Origin of the sequence: Coleofasciculus sp. H7-2, from assembly GCF_042747725.1 — a bacterium.
Classification (GTDB): Bacteria; Cyanobacteriota; Cyanobacteriia; order Cyanobacteriales; family FACHB-T130; genus FACHB-T130.
Genome location: NZ_JBHZGO010000090.1, coordinates 1 through 18,510, shown reverse-complemented (window position 1 = coordinate 18,510; position 18,510 = coordinate 1). Strand labels below are relative to the sequence as shown.

The window sequence follows — 18,510 nt, the reverse complement described above, 5'->3', positions numbered from 1 at the left end:
GGAATTGAAAAAATGAACAAGGTTTTAACATTACTGTTTAGCGGCGTATTGTTGGTGAGTGTTGCAGCTTGCGACAACAATGAGAAAACGTCCGCTGGAGCGGATTCTGACGCGAGTCAGACTTCTTCGCCTGCTGCAAACGGAGCCGCCAGTCCAAATGCCAGCGCCCCAGCATCGCCCTCGACTGATGATTCAGCAAAACCCGATCAAGGCGCGAAAAACGATGCATCGAGTGATGTCCGCAAAAGACAGCTAGAATCAGATATTCGGGCACGCGAACAACGCAATGAGGTGGCTGGCGACCCCCTAAAAAGAGCTGATAGCGACTTGGAAAGCGAAGTTCGCAACAAGTTAGAAGCGAACTTGCCCAGTAGCAAATTAGAAATTGACGCTAAAGACGGAGCTGTAACAGTTGTAGGAACCGTAGCCAATGCAGATCAAGTGGGCAAAATAGAACCACTGGCGAAGCAAATTAAGGGTGTTAAGACGGTAACTGTTCAAGCGAAAGTTGCACCAACAGTTAAAAATTAACTGCGATGACTTTGTAACTGTAATTTGATTTCGCTTGTGGCAAAACCACGAACAGATTGGTAAAGAGTTAGGGAGGAAAGGGTAATGGTGCTTACTCAGCCAAAACGCGCTTTTGGCGTGTTTTCAAACTTGCAAGATGCAGAAGGCGCAATTGAGGAATTAAGAGCAGCTGGCTTTCCCATGAATCAGGTTTCTGCGATCGGCAAAGAGTCTGAGCCAGTATCCCCGCCATCGGCTTCTAAAGCCCAAGAAGGAACAACCATTGGCGCGATCGCGGGCGGTGCAGCCGGAGGCGTCTTAGGTTTGGCGCTGGGACTGGGCACCATTGCCGCCATTCCCGTTTTAGGGCCAATTAGCATTATTGGGATGGCAGCAACGGCTTTAGCTACTACCTTAACCAGCGGTGTGATTGGTGCAACCGCAGGCGGCTTATTGGGTTCATTGACTGGCTATGGGATTCCTGAAGAGCAAGCCGCAGTTTACAGCGATCGCATTCATCATGGCGACTATTTCTTGATCGTCGAAGGCACAGAGGCAGAGGTGCGTCAAGCCGAAGCAATTCTCAACCGCTGGAACGTCCAAGAATTGAGAATTTACGACGCCAAGACACCGACAGGGCCACCCATCACTGAAAGGTCTCTTTAATTTAAATATTCTCGTCTAGATGACAACAGGTGCATCTAACTATAAAAACCCGTTTTCGGAGCGAAAACGGGTTTTTATGCTTTGTATATTTATCGATCGCCATTACCTTTCCGGCTCCTCTTTTCCTGCCTCCAGTGGCAAGGTGAGGCTAAATAATTGCACAATGGAAGCAGTTTATCAATGTTGCTGCAAGACAAATGCCGACCTTACTGGCTGATGCCAAAAACTTGCTCGCCGACTTAGTCGCTCGTTACTCACCCCACGTCGATTATTTAGCAATTCGGATAGAAGAAGCCGAAGGAACTGATATCTTTTTGCGCGGCGATCGGGTCGAAACCCTCACTGAAGGCATCTCCATTGGTGGACAAGTCCGGGCTTGTTACAAAGGAGGCTGGGGCTTCGCCAGCTTTAATCAGCTTTCCACCTTAGCAGAACGGATTGAAGAAGCGATCGCTGCCGCTCGAATTATTGGCGATGAAGAAACCCTGCTGGCTCCGATAGACCCCGTGCAGGCGATTTGTAAACTTCCCCTAGAAGGCAGCGATCCGCGAGAGATATCGCTGGCAACCAAGAAACAATTGTGCGATCGCTACACCGAAATCCTCAAGAGCGCCAGCTCTTCAATCACCACCACCTCCGTGCGCTACAGCGACAGCTCCCAGCGAGTCATCCTCGCCACCTCAGACGGAACGCTGATTGAGCAGTCTTGGGTGGATATGGAAATGCGCTTTGCCGCCACCGCTCGAAATGGCGAAACCGTGCAAACAGGACGAGAAACGACCGGCTCCCGCAAAGCCTACGAAGACTTAACAAATTTGGACGAGCAGGTTCGTAGTGCCGCTCTCCGTGCCGTGAACGCCCTCTCTCTGCCTCCGGTAAAAGGCAATACCTACACTGTCGTCATCGATCCCATTCTCAGCGGTTTATTTGTCCACGAAGCTTTTGGGCACCTTTCAGAAGCAGATATGGCTTATGAAAACCCCGATATTCTGGAAGTGATGACCCTGGGACGCCGATTTGGGCCAAAAGAACTGCAAATCTTTGACGGTGCCGCTCCCGCCGGTCATCGCGGCAGCTACTTATACGACGATGAAGGGACACCTGCTACCACCACTCAGCTAATTAAGGATGGCATCTTAGTCGGACGCCTCCACTCTCGCGAAACTGCCGGAAAGCTCTCGGAAGCCCCCACCGGCAATGCCCGTTGTCTGAATTACCACTATTCCCCCCTCGTCCGCATGACGAATACTTGGATTGAGCGGGGCAAAACGCCCGTGCAGGATTTATTTAAAGGGATCAAAGAAGGCGTCTACGCTCGTAACTGGCTGGGTGGCATGACGAATGGAGAAATGTTTACTTTCTCCGCCGCTGAAGCTTGGATGATCCGCGACGGCAAGATTGCCGAACCCGTTCGGGATGTGACGCTTTCAGGGAATGTTTTCAGTACCTTGGCGGATATTGAAGCGATTGGGGATGATTTTTACTGGGATGAATCCGGCGGCTGCGGTAAGGGAGGTCAAAATGGCTTGCCAGTAGGCTGTGGCGGGCCAAGTCTCCGCATTCGCAATGTTATTGTGGGAGGCGATGCAGAGTAATTAAAAATTAAAAATTAAAAATGGGGAGTTGTTAGTGTCATTAGTTTTTCGTCGCCTATATTTTGACTTCTCCCCCATTCCTGGAAGGGAAGAAGGTTGGGGGTTAGGTCATTCCCATCAAGAAAACTTCGTGACACTGACGGGATTTGGCAATTTTTAATTTTTAATTTTTAATTGATTATCTACCTGTTTGAGCAAAGCTTCTAGGGTGGAGGAGTTATCTAAAATTACATCAGCGCGATCGCATTTCTCCTGAATGGGCATTTGGCTAGTAATCCTGGCTTGCGCTTGTTCTAAAGTTAAGCGATCGCGCTTGATTAATCTCTGAAGTTGATGTTGTTCGGAACAGTATACGACCCAAATTTCCGTACACAGAGCCGTCATCCCCGCTTCAAACAGCAAAGGCACCACCAAAACCACAGTCGGATGCGAGTTGAGTTCTGGCATTTTTTCAATCAAGCGATCGCGCACATCAGGATGAATCTGTTGCTCTAGCCAACGCCGCTCTTCGGGCGAATTAAACACAATATTGCCAAGCTTTCGGCGGTCTAGCGTCCCATCCGGTAGCAGCATATCTGCTCCATAGCGCTCAACAATTTCGCTGAGAATGGGCGAACCCACTTTCACAGCTTCTCTAGCATAAATATCCGCATCCAAAACCGGCAAATTGTAGTGACTGGCAAGATAATTTGAGACAGTCGTTTTGCCAGTTCCAATGCCTCCAGTCAGACCAATAACGCGCATCATGAATTAACTGGCAACGAAATATCTAAGCCGCGCTCTTGCAAAAGTTGCAGCGCCCTGAGGGCGTCAAACTGAGGCAAGCTATAGTCAGCCAGAATCAACTCGATACCGGGATGCAGTTGGGCGAGGTAATCGGCTTCTGTCTCTACACGCTGCCAGTCGGGTTTAAAGCCAGCCAAACTTAGTGCGTGCAAAGTTAATTCAGCATCAGCCAGGGAATCCTCAAGCAGTAAAATCTGGAGCAGAGCGGACATGATGACCTTCTTGTAAGCAGGGGGAATTGAGCCGTGGGTGGGGTTACACCACTGTGCGCTTTTATAGAGCGTGTACTCTGAATTATTACGTGTTCAGTGTAAATTCAATGGCGATGTTTCTATCTTTTATAGCTTTTATCCTTAAGAATGCTGGCTGCTAGCGGCTTGGGGTCTGGTTCAACAGCAGCCAGTACAACCCTAATTGCTGCACAGTTTCGGTGAACTGTTCAAAGTTCACCGGCTTAACGATATAACTGTTGACCCCCAAACGGTAACTCTCTAAGATGTCGCGTTCTTCGTTCGACGAGGTGAGAATTACTACTGGAATCATCCGAGTTTGGGGGTCGGATTTGAGGCGCTGCAATACTTCCAACCCGTCTACTCTGGGTAGTTTGAGATCGAGGAAAATGACTTTGGGGTGGTTTTCAGGGTAGCGATCGCGATAGGCACCTGTCCGGAAAATGTAGTCTAGGGCTTCAGCACCGTCGCGGGCAACTTGGATGCGATCGCTAAGGTTGTACTTTCGCAAAGCATAAAGTGCCAATTCCAGGTCGTTGGGATTGTCTTCGACCAGCAAACATTCTGCTGAGCGCTCACTCATGAGTATTGCCCCCTGTTAGGGTAAAGTAAAATGTTGTGCCTTGGTTGACGACTGACTCAGCCCAAATCCGTCCGCCGTGGCGATGGATGATGCGCTGCACGATTGCTAGTCCCACTCCGGTTCCTTCATAATCTTCAGCACGATGCAGCCGTTGGAAGACGCCAAAGAGTTTATGGGCGTATCGCATATCAAAGCCTGCGCCGTTGTCTTTGACGAAATAAACGACATTCGTTAAAGAGCGATCGGTCTCTAGTTCTGGGTCATTCGTTAATGACTGATGACTCCAGCCAATTTCAATCTGGGCGACTTCCCGACCGCGCGTGAATTTTAGGGCGTTTGTCAGCAAGTTGACAACTACCTGCTTGAGTAAAGCGGGATCGCCTTCGCAGGTAGGTAAATTGCCGATAATCATTTCAAATTGCCGATTTTGCTGTTCGTGCCATAAGTCTCTTAGCACTTGGCGTACCAAGTCAGCGATCGCTACGGTTTGTTTCCTCAGTGGCTGGCGCGAAAGGCGCGAAAATGCAAGTAAGTCATCAATCAGTTGACCCATTTGCTGGGCGTTGTTTTGCACCAGTTGCTGATAGCGTTGGGCTTCCGGATCGAGTTGTTCTCTATATTCTTCCAGCAAAATCCGCGAAAATCCGTTGATGGCACGCAAAGGCGATCGCAAGTCGTGAGAGATGGAATAGCAGAAGGCTTCTAACTCTTGATTGGCGGCTTCCAGTTGCGCGGTTCGTTTGATGACTCGTTGTTCAAGTTGGCCGTTCAACTGGCGAATCGCTTCCTCTGCCTGTACTTTTTCGGTGATGTCGGTGCAGGTGCCTATCCACTCTCGCACGTCACCGTCTTTTGATAATACAGGAACACCACGGACATTGAAGTAGCGATAAATACTATCAGCACGCCGCAGGCGAAACTCAGTGTCATAGACGTTTTTCGATTGGATAGCGTCAGACCACTGCTGAGCAATGCGATCGCGATCGTCTGGATGGATGGCATCTAGCCAGCGCCAGCCTAGTATTTCTGCCTCGCTTTGACCCGTATAGACTCTCCAATCCGGCTGATTGGTCACAACCTCTCCTTGGGCGTTGCAAGTCCAAACCATCTGTGACGTAGCGCGTGCCAAAGAACGATATCGCTCCTCACTCTGCCGCAACGCCTCTTCAGCCGCTTTACGCTCGGTGATGTTGCTGACCAAGGCAATAAATCCTTTGACTTCACCGTGTTCCCCAAAATGTGGCAGGTAAGTGGCATTGACCCAACGCGTCCCTCCATATTCATAGGGCACAGCGCTTTCGTAGGTTACTTCCTGCCCTGACAATGCTGCCTCGACATACTGCTGAATTGCCTGATAAGCCGACTCACCTAAAACTTTTCTAATGTGCTGTCCGGTGACTTCCGCCTGAGATTTGCCGAACCATTGTTCGTAAGCCCGATTATTAAAGTGATAGCACTGATCCGAATTGATATAGGCAATCAGCACCGGCAAAGCATCTGCAATCAGGCGCAGTTGCTCTTCACTATGTTGCAATGCTTCCTCTGCTTGCTGGCGTTCCAGAGCAATCCCGGCGATTTGGGTGGCAATCGTGGTCAGATGTAACTCATCCTGATTCGGTTGCCTCGCTTCGGGGTGATACATCACAAAAATGCCCAATACCTTACCATTGCTGGAAAAGATAGGCGTAGACCAACAGCTTCGCAGTTTGTGGCTTAATGTCAAATCCCCGAAATCCGCCCAAAGGCGATCGCTGTCAATATCTGAAACAATGACGGGTTTACCGAAAAACGCCGCCTTGCTACAACAACCAAATTCAGCGCCAATGGCGATGCCATCGATCGCCTGATTGTAGCTTTCTGGAAGGCTGGGAGCGGCTCCATGCCGCAACTTGTTCTCTTTTTCGTCAACTAGCAGAATCGCACAAAAGCTTTCACCTGATTGTTTCTCGATAAACCGAACCAAAACATCCAGAACATCGACCAGTGCTGCGCCAGTGGCAATCATTTCCAGTACCTGTTTTTGTCCGGCGATGAGCGTCTCAGCTTGCTTGCGTAGCGTAGCGTGCCGCAGGCTTTCGCTAATGTCTGTCATTGAGCCGATTATCCGCACTGGATTCCCCCGATCGTCATAGGCGACCAATCCCCGGTCAATTACCAAAGCATAAGAGTTGTCGGCGCGACGGTAGCGATATTCATCCGACCAGATTTGTCTTCCACTGTCGATCGCAGCGTGAATCCCAGAGACAACCCGCTCTCTGTCTTCTGGGTGTATATTTTCGCACCACCAATTGGCATCAAAACCGACTTCAGTTGCTGAGTAGCCGAAGAGTTTTTCGATGGATTCGTTCCACTCTACCCGGTTTGTCAGCAAATCCCAGTCCCAGATTGCATCGTTGCTGGCTTTGGCGACGAGGCGGTAACGGGTTTCGCTCTCCCGCAGCGCCTCAAGAGATTGTTTGCGATCGCCCTCAGAACGTTCTAGCGACGCCGCCATCGTGTCAAAGGCACCAGCCAATTGGCTGACTCCAAAACCGTGATTAACGCCAGTACGAACGCTCAAATCGCCTTCTGAGAGCCGCTGCATTGGCTTCAGGAGCGCCTTCACCCGACGCAAAATAAACACGTCGCTACCCACCCAAGTGGCAGCGATCGCTAACACGGCGACCAACCCCATGCCTGCTAAGTTGCGGTGCAACTGCCTGTCAGCAGCAGCAAAGGCGACGGTTTTGGGGATGCCCACCGACACGTAGATGTTGCAGACGCGATCGCCCTTGTCTCTACAAGCGCCCTCCAGCGGCGCGATCGCATACAATCGCGCGACACCATCCACGCCAGCAGCCTCCACCGTGCCTGCCCTTTTTTGCCTCAGCATGGTTTTAACCAGAGGTGTCTCCGGCGCGGCTTGCCCCACCCAGGTTTCGGGGTTGGGGTAGCGAGCTAAAATTATCCCTTTGCTGTCAATAACCGCGAACGTCGAGCCTGGTGGTAGCTGGGCAACGTTCGCGCGTTGACTGAACGATGTCAAATCTAGGGCGGCAAAAACGACCGCTTTTACCTTGCCTTCGTCTAGGACGGGATAGCTGAAAAAAATCGCCGGTTTGCCCGCGATGCGACCAATTTGATAGTCTCCCGCCCAGAAGTCGCGCTCTTTGACAGCATCCCGAACCCACGAATCGTTGACTAAGTTCAGGGGCGCTTTTAGGGGGACGGCGCTGCAAAATAGATCGCCCTGAGATGTAACGGCTCCTAGGTTGACATAAACTGGGTATTCTTGCCGCAAATTTGCTAAAAACGCGCTACACGCTGCTGCGTTAGTTGGGCGCATTTGCGGGAGTTGCGCCAGCACGACGAGTAGCTGACGAGTGCTGTCAATCAAGCGCGCTTGATTGGCGGTAGCCAGCCTAGTCATCTGTAGCGCATCTGCCTGAATGTGAGTTGTTTGGTGTCGGCGTTCCTGGAAGTTTGTGTACATCAGCGCAAACGCCGGGACGACAGCCAGCAGCACCAGGCAGGTGAGGCGCATTCGCAGCGAAACTGCGTATGCTTTGGCTTTTCGCAAACCCTGTCCAACAGAGTTCGATGATTTTGATTGCGATCGCTTACGCCAGCCCATTCTTTAACAATTTCCTTTTATGCAGGAGTAAGGCTGTACCCCGTTGAATTGCTGCCGCTTCGCTAACGGCTTTTTAAAGCTTGGGGTTAAATGAAACATAATATAGCAATCCTATTTTAGTTGTGAGCCAGCCCTTCATATCCCCGACAACTCTTACGAAGTCGGGGATCTCGCTTTCACGATTTTTACAAACCTTGAAATGCACTCTTTCCCCATTCAATCCTTAGTCTTATTCTCTGGTAAGCCAAATAGCACAAACCTGCGAATCAGGGGTTCTTTACTATGGCGTTGCCGCAATAAGATAACTTTTACTAATAGCTTCCAGGCAGTAAAGGAAAATATAGCGGGAAATGCCATTTGAGACGCGATCGCTAATTTTCCTTGCCGAACCGCTAAAAACGCTGCACGCAGTTTGAAATAAGCTCGCCAGTTTTGAAGGTTGGAAATAGTAGCTTGGTGCTTTTCACTAACTAAAGCATAGGTTTTTTCCATAACTAAAATGTTTTTATCTAGTAAATTATTTTTAACAGGGTTTTTTTTGCTAAACGGTTGAGGGAAAGTAGCTGTCCCGAAAAGCTTCCAGGCAATTAGCAGCGAAACAGCATTTAAAGCGATTTTGATAGCGCTAAAAATTTTTCCTTGCCTAAAAGCAATCCGGCTACAGCGGAATTTTAGAGAAATGCGTAATTCTTGAAGACGTGCTGTTTTAAAACGAGCCTTTTGAGCAATAGAATTATGAATAGATTCAGAGTAAGGAATCGATTCAGACAGCAAACCATTGGGAGCTACTTGCTTTTGATGCGAGAATGGTTGCTGAGGATGCGATAGATGGTTAATTGCTAAAAACTTCCAGGCAATCGGTGAAAAAACTGATGGAAATGCCATCTTGATGGCACTCAAAATTCTTCCTTGCTTGAGAGCCACCAGACTCCAATGCAGTTTAAGATAAGCTTGGATATTCTTAATTGGAGGAGTTTCAAGGCGGTGAGTTTCACTCACCAAAGCATAGATTTTCTCCTTGATCAAAATATTAGTATCCAGCCTAGTTTTTAGAGGAAATTTTTGATTGTAAGCTCCAGGCCAAATTGTGCGATAAGCAAGGCACTGATTTACAAAAACAGCATCTCCAAACTGGGCAATTTTAATCCAGGAATCAATATCATCAAAGTTCGCATCTAAGCGAGAATCCCAACCGCCGGATTTCAGAAAAGCCCAACGAGCGAAGACAACTTGAATGGGAGTGCCAAAAGGGATAAGTTCTAGTAGCATCCCAAAATGAAGGTCTTCTTGGGGAATATAGAAAGCTTTGCCGGGGCCAATTTGTCTGGTTCTGTAGAGTTCGACCTCGTTGACATCAACCTGCGCCGCTAGACAAGAGGCGATGACAGCGTTTGGACACAGCGCGATCGCCCGATTCATTTCCTCTAGAAAATTTGGTGCTAAATAGTCATCATCATCAACCGGCTTAATCCACTCGCCTTTGGCAAGCTGCACTCCAGTATTCATCGTCGCTGAGTGACCGAGGTTAACCTGATTGCGGTGATAAACTAGGCGTTCGTCACCTTTGGCACGAAGCGATGCTACTAGACAGCTGACATAGGCTTCGGTGCCATCAGAAGAGCAGTCATCAGCAACAATGACTTCACAAGGCAGTGTTTGGGCAAGAGAGGTGTCAATTGCCCGTTTTAGCAAGGAAAGGCGGTTATAAGTCGTAATAACGATGCTGAATTTCATCCCAGCTCCGCTTGGGATACCTCTGCCAAACTTATCCTGTCTCGGCACATAAAGAGAAGGTGGAGATTACTAAGTTTGCAAAGCTTTATACTACAACGCTCAGTCAATTTTAGGTTTTAGAGCATCCCGTGAAATTGCAATACACGCCCACACCCTTCAGAGTGTGGGCGCATGCATTGAGATGCTCCCTTTTGGATTTTCAAGCGATGTTGGTAGGCGATCGCTTGAAAATCCAAAATTGACTGACTGAGAGCTAGTTGCTGGGCGCAAAGCAGTGGGACGTAAAGTTGCCATGCAACCCGTAAGGGATATGATGCTTCAAGTGTAATCGCGCCACCGGACCTCGATCGACGTGCGCGGCATCTAAAATTACCACATCAGAGCGGTGGTGAGCAGAGTCATAAACTAACGTCAGCACCCAACCCTCATGTTCACACGTACCACCCGGACGCGGCACAAAGATCGGTTCGCTGACATAGCCTTCAGGTGCCGCACTCCAGAGTTGGCGACGATCTGTCTTTAAATCTATCTTGAGGATAGCTTGGAGAGGCGCATTGCCTTGGGCAGCATGAGCTGCACCCAGATACAGATACTGATAAGGGCGTCCCACTTGTTCGGGATGAACGAAGGGAAACTCGCAACAACGACTTTCTAACAGCCTACGCCGTACCGTTTTATTCTTTAAGTCCAACTGGAACCGCCACATTTTTCCGGGGGATAGCGCCTGAAAGTCCACCTCCCGATAGTCCGATTCCGGCTCAACCTCTGGAAAAGACTCATAGCAAATTGAGTCAATACAAATTTCGTCGCCTTGCTCAAAGGCATTGGCATGGTGGAAGACAAAACCCGACTGAGTTTCAAAAATCTGCATTTTTTCCCCTGGTTGGGGGTTGCGGGGAATCACTACAATCCGGGTGAGTTGCTGCGGCTGGAACTTGACACACTCACCAGCACCGCGAAATCCCAACAGGAAAGGCACAGGGTTGAAGGAGACGGGATTTTGGAAGAAGATACAGTAATTAGGCGTAATAGCAAAATCGTGGATGAAGGCGAAGCCAGGAACGCTGTGAGAGTTACGCTGCACAACTTTGCCAGCCAAGTCTAATTCATAGATAATGATAGTGCTGGAAAGACCCGGTTTAATTGCAAAGTTCACCAGGCAAGGGGCACCACCGAAGCGATCGCATCTAGGGTCAATTCGAGGATGGGCGGCAAAGGCGTCACCATTTTGCAAAACGCCGTCCAAATATTCTTTCCCCAGCGTTTCCAAGGTGTTGGGGTCTAAGCGGTGAGGTTCGGCAGCTTCCCAAAGCGCCAAGAGTTTGCCACCCCAGTAAATGACGTTGGTGTTGGCAATATTTTTCAGTTTCACATCAAAGGCATTGGCTAGCCAACCACCGGGCTTCTGGGTGCCAAAGACGCCGCGATAGAGAATTTTACCGACTTGCTGTTCTTCCACATAGCCCTGTGTGCGGACATAGCGATTGCGAAAGTGGGCGCGACCCTCTGAAAAGGCGATCCTGGCAATCATGCCATCCCCATCAAACGGGTGGTGGATGCGCTGACCATTGACATCTAGCAACCCAGGGCCATTCCGAAACAGTGTCCCTTCTAGTTCTGCGGGAATCTCCCCTTCAATGTCATCAATCCAATAATCCAATTCTTGCGGCAACGATTCATAGCCTTTTTGCCACTTTTTGATGTGGTAGGGAAGTCGATCGGGCACCTCTGTGGGCACCGGAAAGCGCTCTGGTGTTGGTAAATTCTGCATATTAAGATATTCGGCAAGTTGGAAAAATTCTTGACGTGATAGTGAACTAGGACAGAAGTGTTAGCGTCGCAGCACGTTAAGTAGGCGGGATTGATTATTTGTAGTAGTGGTTAGCGCGTAACCCATGCAGGTGTTGGGTTTCAAGAGCGTTTTCCATTCCCTACGAAAATCTTCAATTTAATTGCATCCGCCTACTTAGTGCAGCCTTCTGATTCTCGTTCTCAGTCTGAAACTGGAAGAAGAATCGGCACTGCCTACTCTTCATCCTTCCTCTTTTACTCAGCGGATTCTTCTACTGTGGGGATGAGTTCAGGAAGAAAGTCAGGGACAAAAGACCGTTCCCGATGCTGGACGGGGGTTGACTGTATATGCATGGCTGATGACGGTTGCAGGCTTGGCATCTCGCCATCTGGCTCTATTTCCGGTTTGCCTGCGGGTAGCCAACCGACGAGTGGCAGTGGCAGGAGGGTTGATAGATTTGCAATTACTACCAGCTGCCAGAGATGCTCAAAATTCCTTTCGGTGATGCCCAGCCAATAGGTGAGGACGGCTCCCAGTTCGTGGGACAATAATCCTGCCATATTTGTGACCGACATCAGCAGCGCAAACAAGGTCGCTTCTACGCCAGCCGGACATAGCCGCGCCGCGAGTACCAACAATGGCATATAGGCAATCTGTCCCATGACTGTCAGAATTAGGCTGTCTCCCAGGCTGAACCAGCGATCGTCGATGCCTAAAGAGCGGTTGGCATGAGTCACCAGCAGCAGCGTGGTCATTCCGAGTGCCGCTGAGATGACCGTTGTCCAGGTGAAAATGGTGCGAAAGGGGACGGCTTTGAGAAACCGCTGGAAAATTGCAATTCCCACCAGGGAGGCGATACTGGTGACTAGGCGTACTCGTCCCAGAAATTCTGGCTCAAATCCCAGTTCGTTGGTGGTGAAGTAGAAAAAGGCGCTATCTGCTGTCGGTGTGGCTTGCAAGAGAAAAAGAAAGACGGTTGGTAGCCAGATCGATTTTTGGCTAAGGGCTTTTCTCAGTTGTTTGATCTGGTTAGCGACGGTGGAGGCTTGCACGCGATCGCTAATTGGCTCTTCTGCGATTAACCAAGCAACTGCTGACACAATTAAGGGAAAACCAGCGGTAATGGCAAAAATGGTATGGCTGCCGAAGTTTTGCAACAGGGAACCGCTAAAATACGCAGTGACTAAGCCTCCCAGCGATGAGGCACCCCAGGTGAGGGATTGCAGGGAACCGGCATCACTCTGAGACTCTACCCTGGCTCGTTCTACCACCAGGGAGTCTACAATTACATCACTGACAGCCACCGAGAGGGACGAAAGCGCGATCGCTACTGTCGCCGCCCAAGCTGTATGCACAACCGTTGCCAGACTAACCCAGGAAATCGCTCCCAATAGTCCGGATAAAATAAGATAAGGACGCCGTCGGTAGCCAAACAACGGTAGACCATCCGACAGAAACCCAAACAACGGCTTTACCACCCAAGGTATGGCAGCAATGCCCATCAAAGCCGAAACTTGAGCCGGACTTAGCGAAAGTTCATCTTTCAGAAAAAAGCTGACTGCTAGACGCGCTAAACCCAAGATTCCCTGCACCAAATAGACCGTTAGAATGGCGCATAACTCAGGAGTCGGCTCATGACCAAAGAACACCTTTTTGAGCGCGGAGTTCTTGATTTCGGACATACCAGAGGGGGAAAACTGCATTGATAACTTTTTTTAAGAAATATCAACATTTACCCTATGATAACCTCCCAGTTTGGATGTGTTGTCAATTCAAAGCCGGGATAGTCAGTGGTTGGTAGTCCTTAATCCCGTCCTCTCCAGAGAGTACAGATTAGACAGGACAGGAACTTCAGGGGCTTCAGGGGAGAATGTGAGGACAACCGCATTCGGTAATCTTGTGGTGGGAAAGAAGTCGTCCATAAATAGTGGCTTGTATAGGGTTGGCGATATTTGTGAGTCGTCCCATCTCGATTAAATTCATCCCTAGAAATCAGCGATTTTTTCTTTTTAACTGACTCCTGACCGTTCGCGCAAAATGAGGGGTGTAGCCCATCATTCCCCAAATGCCATAATGTGGTAATGCCAAATCAGCAGCCAGTAAATTTACCAGTTTTCGATTCCCGAAATTAGCCCTAAAGCTACAGTAGAAAATGCTATGGCTCTGTCTTTGCCTCTGTTTCTCCCCATGTTAGCTGCGAATTAGGCTAGGGCGACGATGAAAGGCTTTTTTGAATCCCAGACATCCGCGCTATTTAATCTAAGCGATCGCCTCAAGATTGCGTTGTCGGACTTCACAGGTGTGCGAGTGGTAGCGATCGCCAGTCTTGTTGTGAGCGGGTTCGTCATGGGAGTGCGTCATCTGGGTGGTCTACAAGCTCTAGAACTCGTCGCTTTAGACCAACTGGTACGGTTACATTCCGATCCAGGCCCCGATCCCCGGCTGCTGGTTGTAGGCATTACAGAAGGCGACATTCGCACTCAGAAGCAATGGCCTTTATCTGACCGGACAATGGCGCAGCTATTGGCAAAGTTGCAATCATTTCAGCCCCAAGTTATTGGCTTAGATATGCATCGGGACATCCCGCAACAGCCAGGAAATGCCGAACTTAAGGCGCAACTCCGGGAAAAAAACATCGTTGCGATTCAGAAATTTGGCGACACGGAGCTGGAACTGGTACCGCCGCCGCCGGGACTTCCAGAGGATCGTGTTGGTTTTAACGATTTGCTGCTCGATCCAGATGGCGTTGTCCGCCGCAATCTGTTGTTTGTCTCCGACGATACAACCACTTACTTCTCGTTTTCCCTGCGACTAGCGATCGCCTATTTAGAAAGTGTAGGCATCAAACCGGACTCCAGCCAACAAAATCCTGATTATATTCAACTGGCTTCATCAGTATTTGTGCCGCTACAGGAAAACTCCGGCGGGTATCAAAATATCGATGCGCGGGGCTACCAAGTTCTGCTGAATTACCGATCCTCAAACGTGGCGCGGCAAGTTACGCTCACCCAAGTGTTGAAGGGAGAGATTGACCCGAACTGGGTGAAAAACAAGATTGTGCTGATTGGCACAACGGCACCCAGCGCCAAAGACACTTTCTCAACTCCCTACAGCCCAGCCGAACAGAAAACCGCTAAGATGTCCGGAGTCTTGGTTCATGCCCAAATGGTAAGCCAATTTATCGACGCTGCCACGGGGGAGCGACCCCTGTTTTGGTTCTGGGATGAACGGATGGAGGTGCTATGGATTGTCGGATGGACGCTGCTGGGTGCGATCGCGGCTTGGTGGTTGCGGCATCCCGTTGTCTTAATTTTGGGCGGCGGCGTTGGTTTGGGGGTTTTGTTCGGCACCTGCTTCTATCTGTTTACCCAGCAAGGATGGGTGCCCCTGTCGGCTCCAGTGCTAGGATTTATCCTCACCAGCGGGGTTGTTATCACCTACCGCTCTTATGATGCACAGCAGCAGCAACAAATCATCATGAAGCTGTTGGGACAGAATACTTCACCGGAAGTTGCCAAAGCTCTCTGGAAAGGACGCGATCGCCTGCTCAAATCTGGGAAATTACCAGGAATTAAGCTAATCGCAACCATGATGTTTGCAGATATCAAAGACTTCAGTACCATCGCCGAACAAATGCCTCCGGAAGCATTGCTGGAATGGTTAAATGAAATGCTGGATGTCGTCACCCACGAAGTCATCGACCATGAGGGCATTATCAACAAGTTTACAGGGGATGGCTTTATGGCTGTGTTTGGCGTGCCGATGGATCGCATCCACAAGGAGGAGGTCGCTCTTGATGCCCAGCGCTCGATAGAGTGCGCTATAGCAATCAGCGAAATTCTAGAGGAATTGAACCAAAACTGGAAAACTCGCGGCTTGCCGGTCATCCAGATGCGAATCGGAGTTTTTACAGGTCCAGTCGTCGTTGGCAGTTTAGGAGGCAAAGACCGCCTAGAATACGGCGTCATTGGGGACAGCGTCAATACTGCCGCCCGCCTGGAAAGTTGCGAGAAACACCGGCAACCGAGCAACTGTCGCGTCCTCATCGGCAAGGAAACCCTGGTTCATCTTGATAACCAGTTTCTGGTCGAATCTTGGGGGCCATTGCCACTCAAGGGCAAACAGCAAATGGTTGATGTCTACCTTGTGATGGGGCGTCAAAGGGAAGAAGCGTCAGAAGTTTGAGGAGTGGCAAATTTTCAACAAACGGCGAGTGTAGATGCTCCTGCTACGGGCGCGATCCTGGATCGGTATTCGCTCTTCGTGGCGATCGCGATTTTTTTCTCTTTCCTCTAACTATTTGTTCCGATTAGTTAGTTTATAAAAATTCATGAATATTTTTTACGCTTATTAAAGCAGTGTCATAAATCGTTAAAAATTAAGGGCACTATCAGAAGTATGCTGAATGATGAAAAACTCACTCCCCAGATAAATCGGTTGCTCTTGTTAGCAGGTATCATACTTTCATCAACATCAACTTCCCGATTAATTGGGTCAGAAAGCAATAAAAGCGAAGCGATTTTTTCTGATAAAGAGGCATTTCGATGATTGAAAAAATTTTGTTAGCGGACTCTGGAATCGGACATTCTAAAGAGATGCTCAAGGCTTTGATGGAACTGCCTTCGATCCAACGGGCATCAGTCACCATCTTGCACGTCGTTCCTTCTCAAATTACCACTGAGGCAATGACTTCAAAGTGGGAGGAGGGAGGCAGGACTCTCGCTACAGCTATCCAGTCTCTGAACCTAGACCCAAATCACGTGAACACCATGCTGCGGCAGGGCGATCCCAAGGATACGGTTTGCCAGGTAGCAGAAGAAATAAATGCTGATTTGATTATTATGGGTTCGCGGGGGCTGAAGCGTCTGGAATCCATTTTAGAAAACTCAGTTAGCCAATATGTTTTCCAATTGTCTTCCCGCCCAATGTTGTTGGTGAAAGACGATATTTACGTCAAGAAAATCAACCGCATCATGGTGGCAATGGACGGCTCAGAATCGGCACAACAGTGCTTAAATCTGGCTTTGTTTCTGTTGCGAGATAAAAAGGGAGGGCAGTTGGTTCTGGTTAACGTCAACAAGGCTCGGACAGGTTTTGAAGAAGCAGCCAACGCTGAAAAAAATCCTGTACTCGCTCCTGCGATCGCCGCCGCGAAAAAACAAGGCATTCCTTATAAGTGTGTCACAGGAAACGGTAAGGCAGGGCCAGAAATCTGTCGTTTGGCAGAGGAATTAAATGTTGACTTGTTGATGCTGGGTTCTCCCGATCGCCGTCCTTCCATTGCCAAAGGTTTACCAGATTTGGATCGGTTGCTAGGAACTTCGCTATCCGACTACGTGCGAGTCTATGCAAATTGTCCCGTTCTCTTAGGACGCACGGCGACTGCGTAAGAAACGCCAAACCTAACCCTTAAAAAAATTCCCCTCGCCGGAGGAACATGGCAAAAGCCTTGTTTATACTACAGCGGGGGGATTTTGTTCGATACAGATTATTAAGGATTCTTGTTGCTTTCGCGGCTAGCAGTTTGGATGTACAGAATCAACAAGAAAACTGTGGGAACCAGCACAAACAGGATGCTGGCGACAAAACCAAGATCGTTAACTTGCATTGAACCCAGCCTCTAATTAACTTTAAAGCACCACCTTTAAGCATATCATCTGGTGTCTGTCTTGAGGAGAGTGCGATCCCCAAGAAGCCAAAGCGCGATGCTGTCGCAGCCGCAACGCTTACGCACTCTTACGACGATCGCTATTCAAACACTGGAGGCCATAATTCAGCAATCGGCAGCTCCCAACCAGGGAATAACTCTAGGATAGTCAGAACGTCCCCATCCATCAGCACAGTCGGCTCTCCTGTGGGACGATAAACAGTTACAGTGAGTCGATCCGGGTCAATCAATATCCCTACCTGTGCCCCTAATCTCACAAACAAGTTTATTTTCTCTTCTAGAGGTTTGATGCGATCGCTTTGAGATTTAATCTCTACTGTTAAGTCGGGAACCAGTTCGGCAAAGTAGCGCAGACGTTGCCTAATCCTAATTGTCTCTTGGCGATCGTTTTATCCAGAAGAGGGAACTTCTCCTTCAATACCATTTTTGAGAGATTTCTGAAGCCAGTGCAACCACTCCACATTAGATATCTCTTCAAAGCTGGGGTCATAGTAGCAGCTAAGGTCATATACCAGAATGTCGCGTAGTTGCTTATCGTCGGAGGTCATCTCTAGCAGCCGATCGATTTCATTAATAGTTTGTTGAACTGCTGAATGTGACTCCCCTGTCAAGTAACGATGAACAACTGCCTTCGCATCTGGATCGTCGAGATCCCAGTCTTGATGGAAGTAAGCACCCAAAAACTGAGCGAGTGCAGGTACGAGTTCTCCGATCATGATTCTGGATAGGCTGTAAGAATGTAGTAACCGAGCAATGAACTAGCATCTCGTACAAGCACAGCTGTTACATTGGCAACGGGTACTGTAGTGGAAGCACCGCGAACTAGGCTAGTCCCAACCACAATGCTAGCATTGTGGTTGATCGAAAGCCGGGAGCCACCGCCACTCAGACTCAACCAAGTGTTAATTACTGTCAGGTTGGCAGTAAGGGCATTTGCTATTGCTTCTTCTGCTATCGAGCGATTGTCGAAGCTAGAAACAAGCCTTCTTCTCGGTTCACTAGCAAGTCGATTAGCAAGTTGAGCCTGTGTCTGACCGATGTGCCTTGCTAATGTGTGACCTCCTGCTAATTCATGTGCTGTCAAACCACCACCGGGGACTAAACGACTAAAGTTAGTCACTGCTTGTTTTTTGTTGAGAAACTGAGTCGCTTTTGATAGTAGTTCAGCAAAGGCAGCAAAATAAGGATTGATTTTCAAGGATAGCGATCGCACTCAATTCCTCACAGGAGCTTGCCCGACTTGTGACTAGGGCGCGATCGCACTTGTTGACATCCTCTCCGGAGATTACCGACAAGTCAGGCAAGCACTTTGTTGGGGTATAGGATAGCGTTG

14 protein-coding genes and 2 pseudogenes are annotated in these 18,510 nt (G+C 49.1%); 5 read left to right on the top strand and 11 right to left on the bottom strand.

What is annotated here, in order from left to right; translation table 11 throughout:
* The first annotated feature begins 12 nt into the window (after window positions 1–12).
* The 3 genes from ACFW2W_RS18605 to ACFW2W_RS18595 all read left to right on the top strand — a co-directional run bounded on the left by ACFW2W_RS18605 (window position 13) and on the right by ACFW2W_RS18595 (window position 2,771).
* Window positions 13–531: a BON domain-containing protein gene (locus ACFW2W_RS18605; RefSeq protein WP_378181417.1), complete on the top strand. Its 519-nt coding sequence runs from the start codon at window positions 13–15 to the stop codon at window positions 529–531.
* Window positions 532–615: 84 nt separating this feature from the next.
* Window positions 616–1,176, top strand: a complete 561-nt coding sequence (locus tag ACFW2W_RS18600; protein WP_378181415.1) for a DUF1269 domain-containing protein — start codon at window positions 616–618, stop codon at window positions 1,174–1,176.
* A gap of 197 nt (window positions 1,177–1,373) precedes the next feature.
* On the top strand, window positions 1,374–2,771 hold the full coding sequence (locus ACFW2W_RS18595) for a TldD/PmbA family protein (RefSeq protein ID WP_378181412.1): 1,398 nt from the start codon (window positions 1,374–1,376) through the stop codon (window positions 2,769–2,771).
* Between the two features lie 156 nt (window positions 2,772–2,927).
* On the opposite strand, the gene coaE is transcribed toward ACFW2W_RS18595, so the two are convergent.
* The 7 genes and pseudogenes from coaE to ACFW2W_RS18560 form a co-directional block, all read right to left on the bottom strand.
* On the bottom strand, window positions 2,928–3,518 hold the full coding sequence (coaE, locus tag ACFW2W_RS18590) for a dephospho-CoA kinase (RefSeq protein WP_378181409.1): 591 nt from the start codon (window positions 3,516–3,518) through the stop codon (window positions 2,928–2,930).
* Complete coding sequence (locus tag ACFW2W_RS18585) at window positions 3,515–3,769, bottom strand: hypothetical protein (protein WP_378181406.1); 255 nt, start codon at window positions 3,767–3,769, stop codon at window positions 3,515–3,517. The genes coaE and ACFW2W_RS18585 overlap by 4 nt, the downstream gene beginning before the upstream one ends.
* Window positions 3,770–3,926: 157 nt before the next feature.
* Window positions 3,927–4,370: a response regulator gene (locus ACFW2W_RS18580; protein WP_378181403.1), complete on the bottom strand. Its 444-nt coding sequence runs from the start codon at window positions 4,368–4,370 to the stop codon at window positions 3,927–3,929.
* The gene (locus tag ACFW2W_RS18575; RefSeq protein WP_378181400.1) at window positions 4,363–7,983 is read right to left on the bottom strand and encodes a PAS domain S-box protein; all 3,621 of its coding nucleotides are present in this window, start codon (window positions 7,981–7,983) and stop codon (window positions 4,363–4,365) included. The genes ACFW2W_RS18580 and ACFW2W_RS18575 overlap by 8 nt, the downstream gene beginning before the upstream one ends.
* 840 nt (window positions 7,984–8,823) lie before the next feature.
* Window positions 8,824–9,717: pseudogene (locus ACFW2W_RS18570) on the bottom strand (glycosyltransferase family 2 protein); the annotation flags it as partial.
* A gap of 253 nt (window positions 9,718–9,970) precedes the next feature.
* The gene (locus tag ACFW2W_RS18565; RefSeq protein WP_378181397.1) at window positions 9,971–11,488 is read right to left on the bottom strand and encodes a carotenoid oxygenase family protein; all 1,518 of its coding nucleotides are present in this window, start codon (window positions 11,486–11,488) and stop codon (window positions 9,971–9,973) included.
* A 275-nt stretch (window positions 11,489–11,763) separates the two neighbouring features.
* Window positions 11,764–13,212, bottom strand: coding sequence for a folate/biopterin family MFS transporter (locus ACFW2W_RS18560; RefSeq protein ID WP_378181394.1), 1,449 nt, complete (start codon window positions 13,210–13,212; stop codon window positions 11,764–11,766).
* 514 nt (window positions 13,213–13,726) lie between these two features.
* Here ACFW2W_RS18560 and ACFW2W_RS18555 point away from each other — a divergent pair.
* Window positions 13,727–15,694 carry a CHASE2 domain-containing protein gene (locus ACFW2W_RS18555; protein ID WP_378181391.1) on the top strand — a complete coding sequence of 656 codons (1,968 nt, stop codon included), beginning with the start codon at window positions 13,727–13,729 and terminating at the stop codon, window positions 15,692–15,694.
* Between the two features lie 359 nt (window positions 15,695–16,053).
* Window positions 16,054–16,899 carry a universal stress protein gene (locus ACFW2W_RS18550; RefSeq protein ID WP_378181388.1) on the top strand — a complete coding sequence of 282 codons (846 nt, stop codon included), beginning with the start codon at window positions 16,054–16,056 and terminating at the stop codon, window positions 16,897–16,899.
* A gap of 101 nt (window positions 16,900–17,000) precedes the next feature.
* Here ACFW2W_RS18550 and psbM read toward each other — a convergent pair whose 3' ends face one another.
* The 4 genes and pseudogenes from psbM to ACFW2W_RS18530 all read right to left on the bottom strand — a co-directional run bounded on the left by psbM (window position 17,001) and on the right by ACFW2W_RS18530 (window position 18,390).
* A complete protein-coding gene (gene psbM, locus ACFW2W_RS18545) occupies window positions 17,001–17,117 on the bottom strand; it encodes a photosystem II reaction center protein PsbM (protein WP_190414683.1) in 117 nt (38 codons plus the stop codon).
* Between the two features lie 140 nt (window positions 17,118–17,257).
* Window positions 17,258–17,545 (bottom strand): annotated as a pseudogene (locus tag ACFW2W_RS18540) (Uma2 family endonuclease); the annotation flags it as partial.
* A gap of 21 nt (window positions 17,546–17,566) precedes the next feature.
* Window positions 17,567–17,893 carry a contact-dependent growth inhibition system immunity protein gene (locus ACFW2W_RS18535; protein WP_378181385.1) on the bottom strand — a complete coding sequence of 109 codons (327 nt, stop codon included), beginning with the start codon at window positions 17,891–17,893 and terminating at the stop codon, window positions 17,567–17,569.
* Window positions 17,890–18,390, bottom strand: coding sequence for an RNase A-like domain-containing protein (locus ACFW2W_RS18530; RefSeq protein ID WP_378181383.1), 501 nt, complete (start codon window positions 18,388–18,390; stop codon window positions 17,890–17,892). Before ACFW2W_RS18530 ends, ACFW2W_RS18535 begins: the two co-directional genes overlap by 4 nt.
* Window positions 18,391–18,510 lie beyond the last annotated feature (120 nt).

What these genes read in the sequence shown, in the direction of transcription:
- ACFW2W_RS18605 (WP_378181417.1), top strand. Translation starts at nt 13, where the DNA reads ATGAACAAGGTTTTAACATTACTGTTTAGCGGCGTATTGTTGGTGAGT.
- ACFW2W_RS18555 (WP_378181391.1), top strand. Translation starts at nt 13,727, where the DNA reads ATGAAAGGCTTTTTTGAATCCCAGACATCCGCGCTATTTAATCTAAGC.
- ACFW2W_RS18560 (WP_378181394.1), bottom strand. Translation starts at nt 13,212, where the DNA reads ATGCAGTTTTCCCCCTCTGGTATGTCCGAAATCAAGAACTCCGCGCTC.
- ACFW2W_RS18580 (WP_378181403.1), bottom strand. Translation starts at nt 4,370, where the DNA reads ATGAGTGAGCGCTCAGCAGAATGTTTGCTGGTCGAAGACAATCCCAAC.
- ACFW2W_RS18535 (WP_378181385.1), bottom strand. Translation starts at nt 17,893, where the DNA reads ATGATCGGAGAACTCGTACCTGCACTCGCTCAGTTTTTGGGTGCTTAC.
- ACFW2W_RS18600 (WP_378181415.1), top strand. Translation starts at nt 616, where the DNA reads ATGGTGCTTACTCAGCCAAAACGCGCTTTTGGCGTGTTTTCAAACTTG.
- ACFW2W_RS18595 (WP_378181412.1), top strand. Translation starts at nt 1,374, where the DNA reads ATGCCGACCTTACTGGCTGATGCCAAAAACTTGCTCGCCGACTTAGTC.
- coaE (WP_378181409.1), bottom strand. Translation starts at nt 3,518, where the DNA reads ATGATGCGCGTTATTGGTCTGACTGGAGGCATTGGAACTGGCAAAACG.
- ACFW2W_RS18575 (WP_378181400.1), bottom strand. Translation starts at nt 7,983, where the DNA reads ATGGGCTGGCGTAAGCGATCGCAATCAAAATCATCGAACTCTGTTGGA.
- ACFW2W_RS18565 (WP_378181397.1), bottom strand. Translation starts at nt 11,488, where the DNA reads ATGCAGAATTTACCAACACCAGAGCGCTTTCCGGTGCCCACAGAGGTG.
- ACFW2W_RS18550 (WP_378181388.1), top strand. Translation starts at nt 16,054, where the DNA reads ATGATTGAAAAAATTTTGTTAGCGGACTCTGGAATCGGACATTCTAAA.
- psbM (WP_190414683.1), bottom strand. Translation starts at nt 17,117, where the DNA reads ATGCAAGTTAACGATCTTGGTTTTGTCGCCAGCATCCTGTTTGTGCTG.
- ACFW2W_RS18585 (WP_378181406.1), bottom strand. Translation starts at nt 3,769, where the DNA reads ATGTCCGCTCTGCTCCAGATTTTACTGCTTGAGGATTCCCTGGCTGAT.